18 protein-coding genes are annotated in these 20,931 nt (G+C 69.1%); 6 read left to right on the forward strand and 12 right to left on the reverse strand.

What is annotated here, in order from left to right:
• The first annotated feature begins 1 nt into the window (after window position 1).
• The gene (locus tag AC0662_RS26040) at window positions 2-514 is read left to right on the forward strand and encodes an RNA polymerase sigma factor (RefSeq protein WP_478303833.1); all 513 of its coding nucleotides are present in this window, start codon (window positions 2-4) and stop codon (window positions 512-514) included.
• Window positions 511-1,623 (forward strand): hypothetical protein, encoded by a 1,113-nt coding sequence (locus tag AC0662_RS26045; protein WP_478303835.1) that lies wholly within the window; start codon window positions 511-513, stop codon window positions 1,621-1,623. The genes AC0662_RS26040 and AC0662_RS26045 overlap by 4 nt, the downstream gene beginning before the upstream one ends.
• A gap of 67 nt (window positions 1,624-1,690) precedes the next feature.
• Here the strand turns inward: AC0662_RS26045 and AC0662_RS26050 are convergent, their stop codons facing one another.
• Window positions 1,691-4,687 (reverse strand): S8 family serine peptidase, encoded by a 2,997-nt coding sequence (locus tag AC0662_RS26050; protein ID WP_452194518.1) that lies wholly within the window; start codon window positions 4,685-4,687, stop codon window positions 1,691-1,693.
• A gap of 162 nt (window positions 4,688-4,849) precedes the next feature.
• Here AC0662_RS26050 and AC0662_RS26055 point away from each other — a divergent pair, with 162 nt between their 5' ends.
• Window positions 4,850-5,308: an SRPBCC family protein gene (locus AC0662_RS26055; RefSeq protein WP_478303837.1), complete on the forward strand. Its 459-nt coding sequence runs from the start codon at window positions 4,850-4,852 to the stop codon at window positions 5,306-5,308.
• A gap of 156 nt (window positions 5,309-5,464) precedes the next feature.
• Window positions 5,465-5,725, forward strand: coding sequence for a 30S ribosomal protein S20 (gene rpsT / locus AC0662_RS26060; protein ID WP_452194522.1), 261 nt, complete (start codon window positions 5,465-5,467; stop codon window positions 5,723-5,725).
• A gap of 167 nt (window positions 5,726-5,892) precedes the next feature.
• Here the strand turns inward: rpsT and holA are convergent, their stop codons facing one another.
• Window positions 5,893-6,876, reverse strand: a complete 984-nt coding sequence (holA, locus tag AC0662_RS26065) for a DNA polymerase III subunit delta (protein ID WP_452194524.1) — start codon at window positions 6,874-6,876, stop codon at window positions 5,893-5,895.
• 69 nt (window positions 6,877-6,945) lie between these two features.
• Here holA and AC0662_RS26070 point away from each other — a divergent pair, with 69 nt between their 5' ends.
• Window positions 6,946-7,518 (forward strand): isochorismatase family protein, encoded by a 573-nt coding sequence (locus tag AC0662_RS26070; RefSeq protein ID WP_478303840.1) that lies wholly within the window; start codon window positions 6,946-6,948, stop codon window positions 7,516-7,518.
• Here AC0662_RS26070 and AC0662_RS26075 read toward each other — a convergent pair.
• The 3 genes from AC0662_RS26075 to AC0662_RS26085 all read right to left on the reverse strand — a co-directional run bounded on the left by AC0662_RS26075 (window position 7,510) and on the right by AC0662_RS26085 (window position 11,819).
• Complete coding sequence (locus tag AC0662_RS26075; RefSeq protein WP_478304214.1) at window positions 7,510-9,888, reverse strand: ComEC/Rec2 family competence protein; 2,379 nt, start codon at window positions 9,886-9,888, stop codon at window positions 7,510-7,512. The genes AC0662_RS26070 and AC0662_RS26075 overlap by 9 nt on opposite strands.
• Before the next feature lie 136 nt (window positions 9,889-10,024).
• On the reverse strand, window positions 10,025-10,912 hold the full coding sequence (locus tag AC0662_RS26080; protein ID WP_478303842.1) for a ComEA family DNA-binding protein: 888 nt from the start codon (window positions 10,910-10,912) through the stop codon (window positions 10,025-10,027).
• Between the two features lie 64 nt (window positions 10,913-10,976).
• On the reverse strand, window positions 10,977-11,819 hold the full coding sequence (locus AC0662_RS26085) for a DegV family protein (RefSeq protein WP_452194531.1): 843 nt from the start codon (window positions 11,817-11,819) through the stop codon (window positions 10,977-10,979).
• Window positions 11,820-11,873: 54 nt separating this feature from the next.
• On the opposite strand from AC0662_RS26085, the gene AC0662_RS26090 reads away from it, so the two are divergent.
• Entirely contained in the window at window positions 11,874-12,380 is a 507-nt protein-coding gene (locus AC0662_RS26090) for a pyridoxamine 5'-phosphate oxidase family protein (RefSeq protein ID WP_478303844.1), read from the forward strand.
• 710 nt (window positions 12,381-13,090) lie between these two features.
• On the opposite strand, the gene AC0662_RS26095 is transcribed toward AC0662_RS26090, so the two are convergent.
• From AC0662_RS26095 to AC0662_RS26125, 7 genes are all read right to left on the reverse strand, one after another.
• Window positions 13,091-13,444, reverse strand: a complete 354-nt coding sequence (locus AC0662_RS26095) for a hypothetical protein (protein ID WP_478303846.1) — start codon at window positions 13,442-13,444, stop codon at window positions 13,091-13,093.
• Window positions 13,407-15,695, reverse strand: a complete 2,289-nt coding sequence (locus AC0662_RS26100) for an ATP-binding protein (protein ID WP_478303848.1) — start codon at window positions 15,693-15,695, stop codon at window positions 13,407-13,409. Before AC0662_RS26100 ends, AC0662_RS26095 begins: the two co-directional genes overlap by 38 nt.
• A gap of 171 nt (window positions 15,696-15,866) precedes the next feature.
• The gene (locus tag AC0662_RS26105) at window positions 15,867-16,061 is read right to left on the reverse strand and encodes a hypothetical protein (protein WP_452194537.1); all 195 of its coding nucleotides are present in this window, start codon (window positions 16,059-16,061) and stop codon (window positions 15,867-15,869) included.
• A 100-nt stretch (window positions 16,062-16,161) separates the two neighbouring features.
• Window positions 16,162-16,581, reverse strand: a complete 420-nt coding sequence (locus tag AC0662_RS26110; RefSeq protein ID WP_452194538.1) for a YjbQ family protein — start codon at window positions 16,579-16,581, stop codon at window positions 16,162-16,164.
• Between the two features lie 20 nt (window positions 16,582-16,601).
• Window positions 16,602-19,082: a leucine--tRNA ligase gene (gene leuS, locus AC0662_RS26115; RefSeq protein ID WP_478303850.1), complete on the reverse strand. Its 2,481-nt coding sequence runs from the start codon at window positions 19,080-19,082 to the stop codon at window positions 16,602-16,604.
• A 188-nt stretch (window positions 19,083-19,270) separates the two neighbouring features.
• The gene (locus AC0662_RS26120) at window positions 19,271-20,161 is read right to left on the reverse strand and encodes a helix-turn-helix domain-containing protein (RefSeq protein WP_478303852.1); all 891 of its coding nucleotides are present in this window, start codon (window positions 20,159-20,161) and stop codon (window positions 19,271-19,273) included.
• On the reverse strand, window positions 20,158-20,925 hold the full coding sequence (locus AC0662_RS26125) for a phytanoyl-CoA dioxygenase family protein (protein WP_452194542.1): 768 nt from the start codon (window positions 20,923-20,925) through the stop codon (window positions 20,158-20,160). The genes AC0662_RS26120 and AC0662_RS26125 overlap by 4 nt, the downstream gene beginning before the upstream one ends.
• Between the last annotated feature and the right edge of the window lie 6 nt (window positions 20,926-20,931).

Genomic DNA, 20,931 nt, shown 5'->3' on the forward strand with positions numbered 1-20,931 from the left:
GGTGAGCATCAGACCCCCGGCGCAGGTGCATGCGCGCGTGGCGGTGTCGGCGCTGTACCAACAGCATTGGGTCGGGCTGCTCCGGCTGGCGGTGCTGATGGTGGACGACCGGCCGGCGGCGGAGGACGTCGTACAGGAGGCTTTCGCCGAGCTGTATCGGCGCTGGCCGCTGCGCGGGTCCGATGCGGCGCTCGCCTACCTGCGAACCGCCGTGGTGAACCGGAGCCGGTCGGTACTGCGACGGCGCAAGGTGGCGCGGCTCTACATCCCACCGCATCAGGCGCCTGGTGACTCCGCCGAGAGCGACGTCGTACTGGGCGAGGCGCGGTCGGAGGTCCAGCGAGCGCTCCAGGCGCTCCCTCGGCGGACACGCGAGGTGCTCGTCCTCCGGTATTACCTCGATCTCGCCTTCGCCGAGATCGCCCAGATTCTCGGGATCAGCGAATCCTCCGCACGCGCCACCTCGTCGCGCGGCATCGCGGTCCTGACCGAACGCCTGAAGGAGCTCCGATGACCGACACCGAGACGCGGCTCCGCGACTACCTGAGCGCCGAGGCCGCCACCGTCCCCGACGACGCCGAAGGCCCCGGCCTGGACCTGACCCGCCGGCGCCGCCACTGGCCGGTCCTCGCGGCCGCCGCCGCGGTCGTTGTGATCGCTGTGATCGCCGCCTCCTTGCTGACCCGGTCCGGTGACAACAGCGCGCCGGCGCGCCAGCCGGCACCTCCCGTGTCCGGGGCCGCGCCCGAGCTCCCGTACATGAACCCGGCGACGTCGACGCTGTACGACGGCACGCAGAAGGTGAAGCTGCCGAAGGGTTTCGGCAACTCGTACTTCCAGCGCGTGGCCGGCGGCTGGATGGGCATCCGGATGGCCAAGATCGGTGCGTTCGAGACCGGCATCCTGCGGCCGAACGGTACGTTCCAGCAGCTCGGTCCGGAGCGGTCCGACCAGAACACCCTGTCGCCTGACCGCAAGCAGGTCGCGATGTGGCACTACCTGTCCAATACCAAGGGCCAGGTCATCGTCGTCGACGTCCAGTCCGGCCGGCAGGTCGCAAAGCTGCCCGCTGGGTCCTGGCACCCGGACATCGTCGGCTGGAACCAGGACGGGGTCTGGATGACCACCGGCAAAGCCGAGCTGATCGTCTGGAAACCGTCGACGGGCGCGAAGCGCACCGTGGCGATTCCTGGTTTCGACGGCAGCGCATCGGTTCCCAAGGGCGCCGGGACCATCGCTGTGTCGACCCAGGCCGGCGGCAAGCGGTGCATCAACGCCGGCGTGCTGCGGGAGGAGAGCTTCAAGGTGCTGCGCGAATACTGCGACCAGGGCTCGGAGCACCTGTATCCGGTGCTGTCCCCTGACGGCCGGACGATGGTCCAGGGTGCACTGGGCGTGGCGATCGACGTGAACACCGGTCAGGTCACCAAGCTCCAAGTGCCGGGTCGCATGTGGGACGTGCTGCCGGAGCCGGCCTTCGAGAACGGGACGCAACTCCTGACGCTCAACGAGGCCAAGGACGGCAGCCAGATCCGCAACGAGCTGTACCGCTGCGACGTCACGTCCGGTTCGTGCAAGCTGCTCATCAAGGAGGCGGACAGCTTCACTTTCCTGCAGCAGTGAAAACGCGGAAGGGCGGCCCGGTGGTGTGCCGGGCCGCCCTTCTGCGTTGTTCAGCTGTCGGCGTTGTTCAGCTGTCTACGCGGACGATGGTGGAGCCGGAGCCGTCGGCGCCGTCGGAGAAGTGCAGTTGGCCCAGGTACCTCGTGCCTGCGGTCAGACCGGTCCAGGACGCGGTCACGCTGGTCAGGCCGGCGACCGTCACCTGCTGGCTGGCCGGTGTGGCGGTCAGATTGCCTTCAGCCTTCTGCAGCTCCCAGTGGTCGAGTTTGACCACCTGCTCGCTCGCTCCGGCGTACAGGTCGACGTACACGTCCACTTGGCCGCCTGCGGGCTGGGCGAGGTTTACCTGTTCCTCTGCTGACCCGCCGGTGCTGCTGCCGAGCAGAGACGTCGTACCGGCCTTGTAGACGAAGACATCCAGGTCGGTGCCGGCCGGGTAGTCCGCGTCGAACGTGGAGAACCGGGCGTACGTCGTACCCGCCGGGACGTTCACGGTGAACTTCGCGACGTGGTCGTTGGCTTTGGGTGCCGTCGTCGGGAACGACACGCCGCCCGGGTCCTTCAGCGTCGCGTCGTTCACGGTCGCCGGGGTCAGGCCCACTGCGGTGGTGTTGAGCGTCCCGGCGTACCCGGAGGTGATCGGGACGTCGACGGAGCCGGCCGTGCCGGTGCCGTTGACCTGGACCGGGGCCTTCACCGTGAGCGGCTTGATCGCGAGGGTGCTGGCGACCGAGTGCTGCGCCGACTTCCAGACCAGGCGACCGAACGAGTACTGCTCCAGCGGGGCGCCGTCGTTCTCGACCGTGACCTTGTACGTCGTGCTGTGGCCGGGCAGCGTGATCAGGATCCGCGGCGAGACCGTCACCTTGAGACCCTTCAGGCCCTCGACCTTCGGGAAGTAGACCTCGGGGGTCTTGCCGACGTTCGTCACGGTCCGGGTCACGGTCTGCTTGCCGGCCAGATCACCGATCGCGATCGTCGGGTAGTTGAGGTCGCTCAGGTCGATCTTGCCTCCTGCGCACAGCTCGTGCGTGCTCGGCACCTGACCGGACCCGCAGATGAACTTCGTCCAGTCGGTGTACGTCGAGTCGTAGACCAGGCCCGGGTCCATCCCGAGCTTCGGCTGCACCTCGCCGGCGCCGTACCCGAACGGGTTCGCGGGCGAGCCGGAGTCGTTCTGGATCGGCTTGCCGCTGGTGTCCCTGTCGGTGGCGGTCGTCATCATCGCGGACTTGATCGCCATCGGGGACCAGGTCGGGTGCTTGCTCTTGAGGACCGCCGCGATCCCGGAGATGTGCGGCGTGGACATCGACGTACCGCTCATGAACGCGTACTCGCCACCGGCCGCGCTGAACGCGGTCGTCGCGGCCAGCACGTTCGTGCCCGGCGCCATGATGTCCGGCTTCAGCAGGTCGCCGTTGCCGGCCGGGGACGGACCACGGCTCGACGAGGCCGCGACCTTCGGCGCGGTGACGCGGACCGGCGTACCGGCGCTGATCGTCGCGGTCGCGTTGGCGGTGCCGCCGACGTACGCCTTGACCTCCGGCGCTTTGGTGTCGTCGAGGTGGACGGTCGGGACCGAGTGCAGGTCGGAGTCGAGGGTGCCCGGAGTGATGTTGAGCAGGATCATGCCGACGCCGCCGGCGTTCTCCACCTGCAGGCTCTTGTCGACGCGGGCGTTGACGCCGCGGTCGCAGACCACGATCTTGCCCTTGACCTTCGCCGGGTCGAGCGTGTTCGCCTGGCAGAGCACGAGGTTGGCCGGGTCGGCTCCGTCCAGGCCTGCGTCCTTGGCGAGGACCACCGGCGCCTGCGGTACACCGGCACCGATACCCGCGCCGGTGTAGGACTTGCCGTTGCCCAACGTGACCGTGGTCTGGATGTCGCGGTCATGGGTGCCGTTGGCAACCGACGTGACCCAGGGGTACGTCTTGCCGACCGTCGCGTCACCCGGACCGGTGTTGCCCGCGCTGGTCGCGACGAACACGCCCGCCTTGGCAGCCCGCAGGAACGCGAGCCCGGTGGCGTTCACGTACGTCGACCCGCTGCCGGAGATCGAGTAGTTGATGACGTCCACGCCGTCGGAGACCGCGGCGTCGATCGCGGCCACGATGTCGGCGTCCGTACCGCTGCCGCCGCCGGTCGCGTCGACGGCCCACAGCGCCTTGTAGATCGCGAGACGGGCGTGCGGCGCCATACCGGAGCCCTTGCCGTAGTCGCGGCCCATCACGGTCATATCGACGCCGTAGTTGCCGGCCGCCGTACTCGCGGTGTGCGTGCCGTGGCCGCCGTAGTCACGCGGAGACTTGAACTCCTCCGGGATCGGGCGGTTGCCGATGCCCTTGTCGAAGTACCGGGCGCCGATCACCTTGTTGTTGCAGGTGACGGGCGCCTCCTCGCCGGCCTGGCAGGTGCCCTTCCACTTCTTCGCGATCAGCGCGTCCGACTGCTTGGAGGTCTTGATCGGTGCGAAGCTCGCGCGCTCCGGGACGTAGCCGGAGTCGATCATCCCGATGATCACGCCGTCGCCGGCCTTGTCGACACCACCCGCCTGCTGCCAGGCGCCGCCCTTGCCGGACAGGCCGAGGAAGCGCGGCGTGTCGACGGTGTCGGCGTGCTCGATCTCGCTCGGCTCAACACTCTTCACGCCCGACGACTTGGCCAGCTTGACCGCGTCGTCGTACGACATCTCGGCGGAGAAGCCGGCGTACGTGTAGCTGTAGTCGTACAGCTTCTTGACGGCCGGGACCTCGGCGAGGACGCCGTCGCGCTCGGCGGCGAGATGCTTCACGTAGTCGACGACCGGCGCGGCGGTCTTCAGCAGCTTGGCGCCGGGCAGGACCTTGGTGGCGGCCAGGCCGGCGATGTCACCGTCGTACTCCGCGACCGGGGAATCGTCGAGCTGGACGATGTACGAGCCGGTCTCGGAGCGTTTCACCGCCGGGTCGGCGGTGGTCGCCGCCGCGGGCTGGTTGGCGTGGGCGGCACTGACCAGGACGGGGACACCGGCCATGGCAGCGATCAGCGCGGAGGCGACGAGAATCGCCTGGCGTTTGCGGGGCAAGGGAGTTCCTCCAGGGCTTGGACGGAGCGATGGTGGAGCTTTGGCTCGCGGACATCCCGACACCGCGGTGATCGGCGTCACGGGGCCCCGAGTATGCCGTCACGTCCCCGGCGATGTCACGCTCAGCACAACAGCTGACTGCCGACAGCAAGGGAAATCCCGATGCCCGATCTGGCCGAGTCCATCACAGTGCAGTCGAGCGCTGACGCACTGTATCGATTGGTCAGCGATCTACCCCGCATGGGCGAGTGGAGCCCCGAATGCACCAAGGTGACCTGGTCGTCTGCTGGTAGGCCCGCGCTAGGTGCCCGGTTCGTCGGGCACAACCGCGTCGGGGTCGTGCGCTGGTTCACCTTCGGGAAGGTGGTGGCCGCGGACCCGGGCCGCCGCTTCGCCTTCGAGATCACCTTCGGCCCGATCCCGATCTCGCTGTGGGACTACTCCTTCACCCCGACCGCGGACCGCTGCACAGTCACCGAGTCCTGGACCGACCACCGTCCCGCGGCCCTGAAACTCCTGTTCCGCCCACTCTTCGGCAACCGCACCCCACGCAACGCCCACGGCATCCACACCACACTCGCGAGGCTGAAGTCCGCCGCCGAGACCACCGCACGCGCGTGAACCGGCGGCTCCCGGCTGGAGTTAGTCCGGTGGCTGGTTTGGTGATGGCTGAGGGTTGTTGGTAATCTGGCTCTTCGCGCGCCAACGGGTGGTGTTCAGCCGTGCGCGCAACACCATCCTGTATTGACCGCACAAACCTGATCGAGGCACTGCTCCGTGGCGAACATCAAGTCCCAGATCAAGCGCAACCGCCAGAACGAGGCGGCGCGACTTCGCAACAAGTCGGTGAAGTCGACCCTCAAGACGGCGGTTCGTCGCTTCCACGAGGCCGTCGAGGCCGGCGAGGCCGACAAGGCCCAGGAGACCGCGCGTAGCGCCGGCCGCCTGCTCGACAAGGCCGTCAGCAAGGGCGTCATCCACGCCAACCAGGCTGCCAACCGGAAGTCGGCCATCTTCAAGAAGGCCGCTTCCCTCTGACACCTGGGGCGCGTCTCTGACGCGACCCAACAACGATCGGCCCGTCCCCAAAGGGCGGCCGATCGTTTTTGCATGCCTGAAAACGAGCGCCAGCTCCCCACCCAGGCAGCCGCCGACCTACCAGCTCCCCCGAATGCTCATTCAGCAGCGGGCCGTTGGCTTGGGTGTTAGCGGCGGCCGTGGGCTCGGGTGACGGTGAGGACCATGCGTTCGAGGGCGTAGCCCGCGTCGCCTGAGGCGCCTTTGACGTCCGCGTCGGCTTGGGCGACCGCCTTGATCGCCGTCGCCAGGCCGCCGGGGGTCCAGCCGCGGACCTGCTGCTTGAGCTGCTTCAGCTTCCACGGCGGCACCCCGACCTCCCGCGCCAGGTCCGCGTCCCGCATCCCGCTCGCAGCACTCGCGTACTTCGCCAGCCCGCGCAAACCACCCGCCATCGCGCTCGTCACGAGCACCGGCGCCACGCCGCAGTCCAGCGCCCAGCGCAGCTGCTCCAGCGCCGGCTCGGTCCGACCGGCGATCGCCGCGTCCGCGACCGCGAAACTCGTGACCTCGGCGCGCCCTCCGAAGTACTGCCCGATCAGGTCGGTCGTCACCGCCTGGCCGCCCGAGTCGGACACCAGCTGCGAGCACGCGCCGGCCAGCGCCCGGAGATCGTGCCCGACCGCGTCGACCAGCGCAGAGGCCGCGCCCTCGTCGACCGTCCCGCCGTGCAACCGGATCTCGCCAGCCACGAACTGCGGCAACTCCCACGCCTTCGGTGCCGTCGCGACGACCTCGTTGACAGATGCCTTCCGCAACTTGTCGAGGACGCCCTTGCCCTTCTGCCCGCCAGAGTGCACGAGCACGACGAGTACGTCGTCGGCCGGCGACCCGGCGTACTCGATCAGGTGCGGCGCCATCTCGCTCGGCAGGTTCTCCAGCGCGCGCAGCACCAGCACCCGCTCGGTCGCGAACAGCGACGGGCCGGTCAGCTCCGCGAAAACACCGACGTCCAGCGTGACCGCCTCGAGGTCCGTCACCTCGACCCCGGAGTTGTTCTTGGACACCGCCGCGATCGCCGATCGCACCGCTCGATCCGCGAGGAACGACTCGGATCCGGTCACCAGCAGTACGTCACCGAGCTTCGGTGCAGAACCCCTACGAGCAGCCACCCGGTCAGCATCCCACGCCGGACGGACAATCCCGGTGCGGGCCCTCGGCAAACCCGCGAGGATAGCGCCATGACGTCATCCCCAGCGCCGACCGACGCACTGATCGTGGTGGACATGCAGACCGCCTTCGTCTCGGGCGACGAGGCAGTTCCGGGCGCGGCGCAACTTCTGGATCGGGTCGGCGGCCTGCTGGACCGCGCGCGGGAGGCAGGCGCTGTCGTCGTACACCTGCAGAACGACGGACCGCCCGGTGCGGACGACGAACCGGAGACGCCGGGCTGGGAGCTGTACCTGCCGGTGAAGCCCGGGCCGCGCGAGCACGTGATCCGGAAGCCCCGGGACGACGGTTTCGACGCGACTCCGCTCGGCGAGGTTCTCGTCTCGGCGGGCGTGCGGTCGATCGCGATCTGCGGCGTGATGTCGGAGATGTGCGTGCACGCGACATCGAAGACTGCCCTTGCGCGGGGCTACCGCGTCGTCCTTCCGTACGACGCGCACGGTACCTATGACGTCCCCGCCGTCGAGGGCGTCGCCGACGTCATCCCGGCGCACATCGTCTCGCGCGTGGCCGCTTGGTCGCTCGGTGATCAGCCCGAGAACACAGTCCCGGCCGAGGTCGTGAGCTTCGCGCCGTCACGGTGAGGGATCGGTAGTGAGCGCCAGATGGTTGCGCTCGTTGGTCACGACGAGCGGGCCGCTGACATTGGTTGTGGCCGTACGGATCGCGTTGTGGGACAGCAACTCCAGGGTTCTCGGGGCTGGGTGGCCGTAGTCGTTGTCGCGGCCGGCGGAGATCACGGCCAGGCGCGCATTCGTCGCCGCGATGAAGCCGGGATCCTGCTGCGCCGAACCATGGTGCGGAACCTTCAGTACGTCGGCCCGTAGGTCGGCGCCGGTGGCGACGACGGCTCGCTGCGACTCGGGTTCCAGATCGCCGGTGAGCAGGATCCGGAGACCGGCGAGCTCGACCATCATCGCGATGCTGGCGTTGTTCTCCGGCGAGCCCTCATCGGTCGAGGTCGCGGACGACGTACCGGGTGGCGGCAGCGCCGGGACCTTGGCGGGCCAGAGCGTTGTCCAGCTCACCGCGCCGACCGTTCGGGTCTCGCGGAACGCGACCGTCCGGAGGGCGACCCGATGCTGTGCCGCGAGGTCGCTCACGCGGTCGTACTCGGCGCGCGGCGAGAAGTACGGTGTCACCTCGATCTCGTCGACGCGGCGACCGTTCAGCACTCCCGCCAGACCACCCACGTGGTCGGCGTGGAAGTGGCTGAGCACGACGACCGGGATGTGCTTGACGCCGAGGTTCTTCAGGCAGCGGTCCATCGGTTCCGGATCGGGGCCGGTGTCGACGACAACCGCCGTACCCTCGCCGGCGCGCAGGACCAGACCGTCTCCTTGCCCGACGTCGCAGACCACGAAGAGCCAGTCGTCCGGCGGCCAGCCGAACCGGCCGACCGGTCGCAGGATGACGACAGCCAGCAGGATCACTGCGAGGACCATCGCGATCGGGCGAGCGAGGATTCGGTGCAGGCCGAGCACGAGCGCGACGCAGAGCAGGGTCAGGACCACGATGCCGACGACAGTCGCCGGCCACGTGCTCGCCGCACCCGGGAGGTCGGCGCCCTGCTCAGCGACAAGGATGATCCAGCGCGCCGGCCAGCCGGCTGCCCAGCCGAGGAGGTGCGCCGCTCCGCTGCTGATCAAGGCGACTCCGGCCGCGACGAATCCGAGGATCGTCGTCGGCCCGACTGCTGGTCCCGCCAGCAGGTTGGCGCCGACCGCCACCAGCGAGACCTGACCCGAGAGCCAGGCGACGACCGGCGTACAGGCGATCTGCGCGGCCAGCGGACACGAGATCGCTTCGGCCAACCACCCCGGCATCCACTTCGCCAGCGCGTCACGCCATCCCGGCCCGAGCAGGACGATGCCCGCTGTCGCGAGCACCGACAACGCGAACCCGGCCGAGCGCGCGAGCGATGTGTCCAGCAGAAGCAGCATGATCACTGCCGCCGAGAGACTCCGTACCGCGCGCCGCCGCCCTCCCCCGCCGGTCATCGCCGCGAGAGCGATCAGTCCCATAGCGGCCGCTCGGAGAACGCTCGGTTGTGGTCTCGCGAGGACGATGAACACGACGACGGTCAGCAAGCCGACCACGGTCAGCCCGCGGGCTCGAACGCCTGAGACCCGTGCGAGTGGGAGGAGGAAGGCGAGCAGCAGCGTCAGGTTGGTGCCGGAGACCGCGGAGAGATGGGTGAGGCCGGTTGTCCGGAAGTCGGCGTCGAGCTCGGGCGACACCCGGGAGACGTCGCCCATGACGAGGGCAGGTACGAGTCCGCGGACGTCGTCGGGCTCGCCCGCTACGGCGTCACGGAGTCCTGCTCGTACCTTCTCGGCTGCTCGTAACCACCATGGCGGTGCGTCGACCGCCCGCGGCGGTGACCGGGTCGAGAGCATTGCGGCGACGTCTGATCCGTTGTCGACCCGTTCGAGTCTCCCGGTCGCGTCGACTGGCTCGCCGTACCTGACGGTCTGCCATTTGGTGGTGCCCACGACGAGGACCGGGGTGCGTACCCGGATTGTTCGCAGGTGGTCGGCGCCGGCTCGGGTGTGTACCTCCTCGATGGTTGCTTTGAGCACGACGTACGGCGGGCGGCGGCTGGTGGTGCTCTGGCGGACGGAGGGATCGCTGTCGATCTTCAGTCGGACGGTGACGGAGGTCGAACCATCTGCGAGTCCGCGCACCGGGCCGGCCCGAAGCGTCGCCGACTGCAGCGCCGCCGCGAGCGCCAGTCCGCCGACGACCACCAAAGCTCCTGCCGTTGCCCAGCCGACGTTCTTCGACCGGTGGTTCAGCTGGCGCCGTCGCAAGAGCACTGCGAGGGTGGTTGCCGCGACCAGAGCGAGCACTCCGACGAGCACGCCGGCGTGCGGCGATCGGCCAACCAGCACCACCGCCGCCAGCCACCCAGCCGCAGCCGGAACGAGCAGTCGAGCATCCAAAGCCTCCACAACAGGCGAGTCCGAAGCAGGCTCCCCCGGAGCAGGTGCGTTGGGAGCGGGCGTGTTGGGGGCGGGCGCGTTGGGCGAAGGCGCGTCCGGTGCGGACGCGTCCGGTGCGGACGCGTCCGGAGCGGGCGTGGCGGGGTCAGAGGTGGACATGGGGTTTTAGGGAGTCGAACTTTTTGGGGCCTACGCCGGGGACCTCCTGGAGTTGGTCGATGGTGGTGAAGGGGCCGTTCTGGGTGCGGAAGTCGAGGATTCGCTGGGCGAGGACGGGGCCTACTCCGGGGAGGGCGTCCAACTGGTCGAGGGTTGCGGTGTTGAGGTTGACGGAGGCGTTCGCGGCGTTGGACGGCGAGGACGAGGTCGCGGCTGATGGGTTGGTGGGTGCGGGTTGGTTGAGTTGACCAACGAGGATTTGTTCGCCGTCGGTGACCTGGCGGGCGAGGTTGAGGGTGGTCAGGTCTACGCCGCGGAGTGCGCCGCCGGCCAGGGTCAGTACGTCGGCGACGCGGGAGCCTGCCGGTGCGCGGATCAGGCCGGGACGGCGCACCTTGCCGGCGACGTGCACGACGACTACTGCTTGACCTGGGGTGGTGGCAGCACCCGGTGGCTGGTTGGTGCCTGCGGGCTGGGTCTGGCCCGATCCAAGTGAGCCGGTTTGGAGCTCCTTAGGGGTGACGGGTGAACCGGTGGCTGCGGTGCTCGGGCGGGTGTCGGGGAGGGCTTCGGGGCGGGCTCGGAACAAGGACCAGCCGGCCCAGGTCAAGCCGACTGCAAGTAGAACCACGAGGACGACGACGTGCCGTGGGGTGAGGGTCCAGCGCGCGTCACGTAGCCGCTCGGGCCGGACCTGTTCGGGAATCCATCCACCGCGCACCTGTTCATCACGCTCCTCCGGTTCGTCCTCCTGGGGTTCGCCGTGAAGGTGACCGTCGGCGGCAGGCGTGGCCGGCCGCACGCCCAGGCGGGACAGGGCGCGGGCCCGGGCGTCGTCGGGGCTGGGGTTGGGGACGCGACGGAGAACCTTCACGCCCGGAGAAGGTACGAGTTCGCGAGCCCCGCGAACCGACGAATCGAAACCTGTGGAGAACTACCTAGCGCGGACTGACGACAACCGCGATCAAGCCGGGGCCGACGTGGGCACCGATGACGGCGCCGACCTCGCGGAGGACGACCTCATCGGCCGCGGGCAGGCGGTTGGACAGGTCGTCGGCGAGCGTCTGCGCCTTCTCGAGATTGGCCAGGTGATGGACGGCCAACTGGACAGGAGCCTCACCGGCCCGCTGGACGGCGATGTCGGCCAGCCGGGCGATGGCGCGGCTCGAGGTTCGGACCTTCTCGAGCGGGACGATTCGCCCGCCGCTGATCGTCAGCAGTGGCTTGACCGCGAGCGCCGTACCGAGGAGGGCTTGGGCGGCGCCGATGCGGCCGCCGCGGCGGAGGTACTCGAGGGTGTCGACGTAGAAGTACGCCGAGGTGGACTTCATCCGGGCCCGCGCGGCCGCCTCGACGGAGGCCGCGTCGGCACCGGCGGCGGCCGCCGTGGCCGCGGCGAGGACCGGGAAGCCCAGGCCCATCCCGAGGGAGCGCGAGTCGACCACGCGGACCGGGATCGGGGACTCCTTGGCGCCGATCATCGCGGCCTCGAACGTGCCCGACATGTCGCCGGACAGGTGGATCGACACCACCGCCTCGGCGCCGTCCGCGGCGCGGGCGGCGTACGTGTCGGCGAAGGTCTGCGGCGCCGGGCGGCTGGTCGAGACGGGGGTGAACGTCTTCAGCGCCTCCGCGACCGCGTCGGCCGAGGTGGCGCCGTCGTCGTACGACGTCCCGCCGATCACGACCTGCAGCGGTACGACGGTCAGCGGGTGGCGGAGCACCTCGTGCGTGGACAGGCCAGCCGTGGAGTCGGTGACGACGTGCACGCGGGCTGACATGCAGCGAGGTTACCGGACAGTCATATGTCGGCGCTCGGTGCCAGAGTGCTGAAGATGAGGGAAACAGCAGCGGAAGTCACCGAGTTGCAAGCGCTGATGGACGCCGTCTACCCGACGACGACCGAGCACCTGCGCACCATCATCAAGGACCAGCGGCAGCTCAGCGCCGACGTGCTGGTCCAGGTCCTGACCGGGATGTGCACGTTGTCGCTGGCCACGGTCACCGCGCACGGCGAGCCGCGGATCAGTGCGGTCGACGGCCATTTCCTGCACGCCAGGTGGGTGTTCACGACGTCCGGATCGGCGGCGAAGGCGCGGCACCTGAGAGCACGGCCGGCAGCGAGCGTGGCGTATATCGACGGCGAACGGATCGGCGTGTTCACCCATGGACAGGTCGAGTTCCTGACCCCCGAGCACTCCGACTTCGCGGAGATCGAGGAGTACCTGGTCGGCCACTACGGTAGCTCACCGTCGAGCTGGGGCGACGACATCGTCTACTGCCGTCTCAGACCCACCTGGGTGGTCGGGTACGGCGACGCACGCCAACTGCTCGCCCCGTGAAAGAGGACCGCGCGGCGGGGGGCGGAAGAGGGGCGCCGCGCGGTGGCTTCTGGACAAAACGTCAGCGAGGTGAAGGCACCCCTCCCGGGCCTTCACCTCGCTCCGGACAACGGCCGGGCCAATGGCGTCCCCTCGTGCGCCACAGACACGACCTAGTCCTGCTGACTCCCCCTGGCTGTCAGCGGAAGCAGGTGGGTCCTCGGCGAGCTACTCCCCGTATCCGGTTCCGTGAGAACCGGCCTGACCGCGAGCTCGACGAGGTCCCGGGAGGTCCCAGCGGCCGGCCCGCCGGTGGGTGACCAAACCCACCGGTTGATCGGCGCCAGCCGGGTCGTGGCACTCGTCCCCTGTGTCGTGTGCCTGACCCTGTGCTGGGACCCCGCCCCGGAAGCAGTGCCCTGACGGTGCACCGCGTCCGGTTCAGGCAGGACAGATCCGCACTGCACAGCACCCCGGAGCTCTCGGCAGCCGCTCGGCGCCCCCACCAACCAGCCGCCGGATGCCCTCCGCGTCGCCGCCGCCGCGCGCTTCGGCAGTTCAGCGGTGTGCCATGGCCTCTTCATGGTTCACCGCTCCTTCGCTGCCGCTGCCGCCCGGTGCCGGACTCTGCTTTGTGGAACCTGCCCTACGGCTGTAATTCTTCGTCCGGCACGTATGTCGGGACGAGGCAGAACAACCGGCAGTTACCCGGCAGCTTCAGCGGATCGGCGTCACGAAAGAGCGGCGAGGACGTCGTTGGCCAGCCGCTGCACCGCGGCCGCCGGATCCGGCTCGGGCCACCCGTCGGCGACCGATGCGCTCTCGCAGGACTCCTGGAGCACGGCCCACGCGGTCGGCAGCATCGGCGGGTCCATCGACTGTTGCCACGCCAGCAGCTGACCGCACAGCCGGTCGCCCGCCTCGGATCGACCCAGCGCGTGCAGCACGGCCACGGCCTCCGGCAGTACTTCGAGCAGGTACACGACCCGCCCCTCGAGCAGCAGCCGGTTCAGTGCGTCCAGCACAGCTGCGCGCGCCTGCTCCACCTCACCGGCAGCGCGGGCCAGCCGGGACCGGTACAGCATCACCAGGTAGTCGAAGTACCCGCGGTGCCCGCGGATGTCCGCGGATGTCCGCGTCCGCCTGGTCGAGCAGCGTCCGAGCTTCGTCGTACCGGCCGTCGTGGTACTCGACCATCGCCAGGCAGCCGGCCACCTTGGTGCGCTCCGGGTCGTCCGACGCCTGGCTGTCGCGGGCGAGCTGTGCCCAGTGGCGGGCGCCGGCGAGGTTGCCCAGCTCGAGGTCGACGCGGCTGAGCGCCATGTACGCGATCTCGTCCGGGTAGACGCCCGGATTGACCAGCGCGGCCTCCCACGCGAGCAGGAGTTCCTTTGCCTCCACCAAACGGCCCCACCGCAGCAGAGCGAGCCCGCAGATCGCCTGCACGGTCGCGGACCGCTGTACGTCGCCGTGCTTGCGCGCATCCTCCACGAGCGCCGGCACCTCGGCCAGGCTCTGGGTGTCGAGCAAGTGCGAGCCGGAGGAGACCCAGCCACCCCGCGCGACCAGACCCATCTCGGTCTCACCCGGGATCAGCGTGCGCGCCTCCCCGTAGTGCCGGCGCGCGCCACGGATGTCACCGGTCAGGCTGGACAGCCGCCCCGCGATCGCGAGCAGCCGGCCGCTGGTCTCCTTGTCGGCCACGTTCGCCGCGCACAACGTCGCCCAGCGGATCCCGCTCTCGGCCACGCTCGCCTGGTACTGCCAGGCGATCCGGAACCCCAGGACGATCCGCGCCGCGACGTCCCACTCTCCCAGCTCGGCCGCCCGCTCCAGCGCGACCTCGAACAGCGCCGAGTTCGCGTGCGCGGCCCGGTACCGGCGGTCGCGGTCCGGCGACGACCACGCGCCTTCGAGCCCCGACACGTACGTCGAGCACCACGCGACCGCCCGGTCCCGGAACTCGGTCAGATCGTCCCCCTGCGACGACAGACCGGCGTACGCGTGCTCCCGGATCGTCTCCAGCTGCTTGTACCGCGCGCCGTACAGCTGCTCGAACTCGTGCACCGGCTGCAGCAGCGACTTCTCCACGAGCTCGGCCAGCAGCATCGGTACGTCGATCTCGTCGATCGGCGTTCCCGTGCAGACTCCGGCCACTGCTTCGAGCGTGAACGGCGAGCCGAGCACCGAGGCGCGGTAGAGCAACTGCCGCGCCGCATCCGACAGCGCGTCGACGCTCCAGGTGATCGTGTCGGCCAGCGTCCGCTGATGCGGTGCACCGAACCTCCGCGGCCCGGACAGCAACCGGAACCGGTCGTCCAGCGCGGCGAGGATCGCGTCCACCGTCAGCGACCCGGCCCGCGCCGCCGCGAGCTCCAGAGCGAGCGGCAGACCGTCCAGCCGGCGGCACAGCCGGGCGACCGTGGGCGCGTTCTCGGGTGTCAGCGCGAAGCCCGGACGGACCCGCGCCACCCGCCGGGTGAACATCTCCACCGCCGGGCTGGCCGCGATCTCCTCGAAGTTCTCGTCGTTCGCCGGTACGCCGAGCACCTGTACCCGGCGTACCACCTCATCCGGGAGACCCAGCGGGATCCGCGACGTGACCAGCACACCGACGCCTGGGAAGCTCCGGACCATCCGGTTGGCCACCGTCGCCACCCCGTCGAGGACGTGCTCGGCGTTGTCCTCGACGATGACCAGATCGCCGGGCTGCCGACCGGACAGGACGGCGTCGAGGTCCGCCGTACCCGGTGCGGTGCCGAAGGCGTCGAGGATGGCCGACGGTACGGCGGCGTCGCGCTGCACCGTGGTGAGGTCGACGACCACGACGGTCGTGTCGGCGCCGGAAAACCGGTCGGCCGCGGCCAGCGCGAGCTCGGTCTTGCCGACACCACCCGGACCGACGAGGGTGACGAGCCGGTTCTGCCGGAGCAGGCCCTCGAGCTCGAACAGTTCCTGCTCGCGGCCGACGAGACCGTCCGGGATCGGTCGGGTGCCACGCCAGCGCAGACCGGCCGGCGCGGGGTCAGCGACGGAGACGACCTCCGGTGCGGCGGCAACCGTGCGGACGACGACAGGGCGCGCGGAACCGTGGCCTGCGGTCGCGAGGAAATGGTCGGTGTCGCCGTCCCGCAGCCCGAGCGCGGAGGCGAGCAGCCGGACTGAGTCCTTGCGCGGACGCGCGACGCGTCCGGCCTCCATCTCCCGGATCGACCGGACGCTGAGCCCGGCGCGATCCGCCAACTCCTCCTGGGAAAGGCCTGCCTGGACCCTCAAGCCGAGCAACAGGCCGGCGAAACCTCGCCGACCGTCCGCCCGGCCATCCGTGTCCGACACAGCCCCGTCACCCCTCTGAAGGCCACACGTTCCTGTCACAACATAGCGTGACGAGCGTGTCCGTGCCGCGCCGATCCGACGCGCGGGATGCGGCCTGGGTCACACAATTCGTTGACCGTGGCAACGGCTTTCCGCCGTGCGGGAAATGCTGCGGTATCAGAATTGCTTGTTTCAAGCAGTCGCCCGGACCGCGCGGGATTCATTTTCCACGGCGTACAGAGAAAGCACACCGGCCCAGTCGTCGATCCGTGCCTGGGTGTCGGCACGGCCGGAATCGGCATTCAGCAGGCTGCCGTCGGAAATCCCCCGGGTCGCGCGAACCAGGAGCTCGACAGTGACGTCGCGGAGCGTGTCCAGGGCAGCCATGCGGCAATTCAAGCGGAGTAGTGTTTCGCAAACGTAACGCGATCGGCAACATCACGATAAGTCACCAAGATGCTGGAAAATATTGTTACCCGGTGGTCCGTTAACCGGCCAGCCAGGAAAGCCGGACCTGGCGCTGTGGATTGTCCACATTGGTGTCGATCAGGCAGATCGATTGCCAGGTGCCGAGCATCATCTGCCCGTCCAGCACCGGAATCGACGCGTACGGCGGGATCAGGGCGGGCAGCACGTGGTCGCGACCGTGTCCGGGCGTACCGTGCGTGTGCCGCCAGCCGAACTCGCGCGGCAACAGCTCCTCGAGCACGGCCAGCAGATCCGTGTCGCTGCCGGCTCCGGTCTCGAGGATCGCGATACCGGCCGTCGCGTGCGGGACGAAGACGTGCAGCAGCCCGTCGCCGTGGGCCTGATGGGCCTGGGCGGCGACGAACTGCTCGCACCTGCTCGTGAGGTCGAAGACGATCTCGGTCCCGCCGGTCGCGATGTCGATCAGCTCTGAGCGCATCGCTGCAGCGTAGCTCGTGGTCAGGCGGGAACGATGTTGACCAGCTTCGGCGCCCGCACAATCACCTTGCGGGTGCCTCGGCCGTCCAGGGCCTTCTGAATCGCCTCGGAAGACAGCGCCAGCTTCTCCAGCTCGGCCTCGGAGATGTCCGGCGCGACCTCCAGCCGGTCCTTCACCTTGCCGGCCACCTGGACCACACACGTCACGGTCTCCTGCACCAGCAGCGCCGCGTCGACCTTCGGCCAGCCCGCCTTCGCGACGGTCGGCTGGTGGCCCAGCTCCTCCCACATCTCCTCGGCCGTGTACGGCGCGACCAGGCTCAGCACGATCGCCACCGTCTCGACCGCTTCCCGGACCGCCGGGTCGGCCGCACCGGGACCGGAGTCGATCGCCTTGCGGGTGGCGTTCACCAGCTCCATGACCCGGGCGACCATGACGTTGAACCGGTGCGAGTCGATCAGCTCGGCCGCGTCGGCCACCGTCCGGTGGGTCAGCTTGCGCAGCTCGACGTCACCGGTGGACGGGTCCGCACCGACCGGGGACTCGACCGCTCCGGCCAGCCGCCAAGCGCGCTGCAGGAACTTCAGCGACCCACCCGGCGACATGTCGGCCCAGTCGATGTCGTCCGCGGGCGGACCGGCGAACACCATGGTCAGCCGGACCGCGTCCACGCCGTACTCGTCGATCTGGTCGCCCAGGTTCACGCCGTTGCCCAGGGACTTGCTCATCGCCTTGCCCTGGTTGATGACCTGGCCCTGGTTCAGCAGCCGGGTGAACGGCTCCACCGCGTTCAGCAGGCCCATGTCGTGCAGCGCCTTGACGAAGAACCGTGCGTACAGCAGGTGCAGTACGGCGTGCTCCTTGCCGCCGACGTACTGGTAGACCGACATCCAGCGGTCCGCCGTCTCCTGGTCGAACGGGCCGTCGGTGTACTCCGGCGACAGGTAGCGCAGGAAGTACCAGGACGAGTCGACGAAGGTGTCCATCGTGTCGGTGTCCCGCTCGGCCGGGCCGCCGCACTTCGGGCACTCGACCTCGACCCAGTCGCGGGCCGCGGCCAGCGGGGACACGCCCTTCGGCCGCAGGTCCTCGCCGCGCAGGTCGGGCAGCTCCATCGGCAGCTGGTCGTCCGGGACCGGCACCTCGCCACAGGACGGGCAGTGGATGATCGGGATCGGGCAACCCCAGTAGCGCTGGCGGCTCAGCAGCCAGTCGCGCAGCCGGTAGTTGATCGTCCGCTCGCCCAGGCCCTTGGCCTGTAGCCAGTCGATGATCCGCGACTTCGCCTCGGCGACCTCCAGCCCGTCCAGGCTGATCTCGTCGTTGGCACTGTTGATCGCTGGTCCGTCACCGGTGAACGCCTTGCCGTCGAAGTCCGGAGCCGGCTGCACGGTGCGGACGATCGGCAGGTCGAACTTCTCCGCGAACTCCCAGTCCCGGGTGTCCTGGCCGGGGACCGCCATGATCGCGCCGGTGCCGTAGTCGGCCAGCACGTAGTCGGCGGCCCAGATCGGGATCCGCTTCCCGGTCACCGGGTTGACGGCGTACGAGCCCAGGAAGACACCGGTCTTCTCGCGCTCGGTGCTCTGCCGCTCGATCTCGGTGGTCGCCTTCACCTTGGTCAGGTACTCGTCGAACGCGGCCTGCTGGTCCGGCGTGACCAGTTCGGCGGCCAGCTTCGCGTCCGGCGCGACCACCATGAAGGTGGCGCCGAACAGCGTGTCCGGCCGGGTGGTGAACACCTTGATCGGCTCGTCGCGACCCTCGACCTCGAAGTTCGCGAACGCGCCCTCGGAGCGGCCGATCCAGTTGCGCTGCATCAGCAGGATCTCTTCCGGCCACTGCAGCAGCTCCATGTCGTCCAGCAGCCGCTGGGCGTACTCGGTGGTCTTGAAGTACCACTGCGTCAGCTCGCGCTTGGTGACCTCGTGGCCGCAGCGCTCACAGCGGCCCTGGACCACCTGCTCGTTCGCCAGCACGGTCTGGTCGTGCGGGCACCAGTTGACGTACGACGCCTTGCGGTACGCCAGGCCGCGCTCGTACAGCCGCAGGAACAGCCACTGCGTCCAGCGGTAGTACTCCGGGTCGGACGTGTGCAGACGCCGGGACCAGTCGAAGCTGATCGCGTACCGGCGGATCGACTCCGCCTGCGTCTCGATGTTGGCGTAGGTGAACGTCGCCGGGTGCTCGTTGCGCTTGATCGCGGCGTTCTCGGCCGGCAGCCCGAACGAGTCCCAGCCGATCGGGTTGAGCACGTCGTACCCCTGCTGGAACCAGTAGCGGGCCAGGACGTCGTGCAGCGCGAACACCTCGGCGTGACCCATGTGCAGGTCGCCGGAGGGGTAGGAGAACATCGTGAGCGCGTAACGCCGCTCGGCCGAGCCGTCGTCCTTGGCCTTGAACGGGTCCAGCTGCTCCCACACCGGACGCCACTTGGCCTGCATGGCGTTGAAGTCGTAGCCACCCCGGTCGACGGGGGTGTCCTCCACCTGCTCGCTCACGGTCCTACTCCATACTTCGTGTCTTTGGTCGAGCCTAAATGTGCCAGACGGCACTCCCTGGACATAAAAAAGGCCCCTCACACAGGAGGGGACGCCGCACTGACCGGCGCTTCTCGGCGCCTGATTGCCAGCACGGCTAACTAAGGAGCAGGCTCACTCGCATAGCTGAAGACTACCACTGCCCGTCACTACAGGAACTCGGTCCCGCCGGTACGGCGATGGTCGCCGGGTGTTCGCCCGTACTTGCGTTTGAACGCTGTCGAGAACGGGCGTACGTCGGAGTACCCGCAGGCTCGCGCCACCTCGGTGACGGACAGCGTGTGATCCAGCAACAGTTGCGCGGCTAGTTCGAGGCGGAGGCGACGCAGCGTCGACATGATGGACGCGCCGGTCTGCTGCGTGAAGAGACGCTCCGCATGACGTTCCGACAGGTGTACGACGGCCGCGACATCCCGGACCGTGATGGGGCGCGAGAGGTTGTCGCGGAGGTGGCGCTGCATGGCTTCCACGACCAGCGGACCGCGATCGCGCCGGATTGGTTCCACTGCCAGGTCGGCGCTCAGGGCGAAGGCGCGAGCTGTTTCGACGATCAGACTGCTGCCGAGAGCGGCGAGCGTGGTGGTGTAGCCGGAAACGGGTGCTGCGGCCTCCGCTGCCAGCGCGCTGATCAGTGCGGGCAGCATGCCGACTCGATCGGAAATGACGGGACCGTCGGCGCGTGTCAGCCCGGACCACCAACCGGGCTCGACAGAACCCGGGCGGAAGGTGAAGCCCCAGAAGGCGATGCCCAGCGGGGACGTCTCGCTGGACTCGATCTCGTGGATGTCCCCCGGCCGCGCGAGGAACACCGACCCCGGTACGACGTCGTACCGCACGGAACCGTTGTCGAAGCGGCCCTCGCCGGAGTACGCGAGGCAGACCTCGTGGAAGGAGTGGGTGTGCCAGTAGTTGCGCCAGTACTCCGGCCGGTAGTGGCCCCAGCTGAGGAAGTCCGCGTGGAAGCCGTCGACCTCGCACGACTCGAGCAGTCCCGCGAGGTCGACGAACCGATCCGCCGTGGCGACGGACTCCAGGCTCAAACAGCGCTCCTACCGGTGGGGTCGACTCCTCGCAGCATCATGCCCTGACCGAGCGACCACTCGTGCGTCTTGACGGTCGGCGGGTCCGACGGGTCGCGGTACTGGATCAGCCAGGTGGTGCGCGGCTCCTCGCTGACGTTCACGCCCGACCCGTGCACGGTCAGGTAGGTGAAGAACAGCACGTCACCGGCCTCGGCCGGCTGCGGGGTCGCGGCGTCGAACGACGGCTCGAGCAGGTGGTACGAGCCCTCGGGGCTGTGCTCACGCGGCCCGTCCTTGTGGCTGCCCGGGATCACCCGCACGCAGCCCTTCTCCTCCGGCGCGTCGTCGAAGTGGAAGATCGCCGCCCCGACCCGGTGGTAGGTGTGCGGGAAGAACGGGTGGTCCTGGTGCAGCGGGAACGGCGAACCGTTCTCCGGCGGCTTCACGAACAGCTTGGTGTGATGCAGCTGGACGTCGTCCACGCCCATCACCGCGGCGGCCACGTCGGTGAACCGCGGGTCCACCAGCAGCTTCGAGAACTCGGCGTCGTAGAACTGCGCGTCGTGCAGGTGCTGCAGTTTCGTCGGCGCCTCGGTCATGTCCCGCGCGGCACCCCAGGTGGGGTCGTCGGAGCGGTTCAGGCGCGCCAGGAGATCGTGGCTGCGCTGCCGGTAGTGCGCCGCTTCTTCCTTGCTGAGCAGGCCTTTCACCAGGACGAAGCCGTCCTCGGCGTACTGCTGCGCGAGCGTCGAGAGCTCGGGCTTGTCAGAGGTGATCGTCATCTCGAA

It is taken from the genome of Kribbella sp. NPDC043289 (assembly GCF_056436705.1).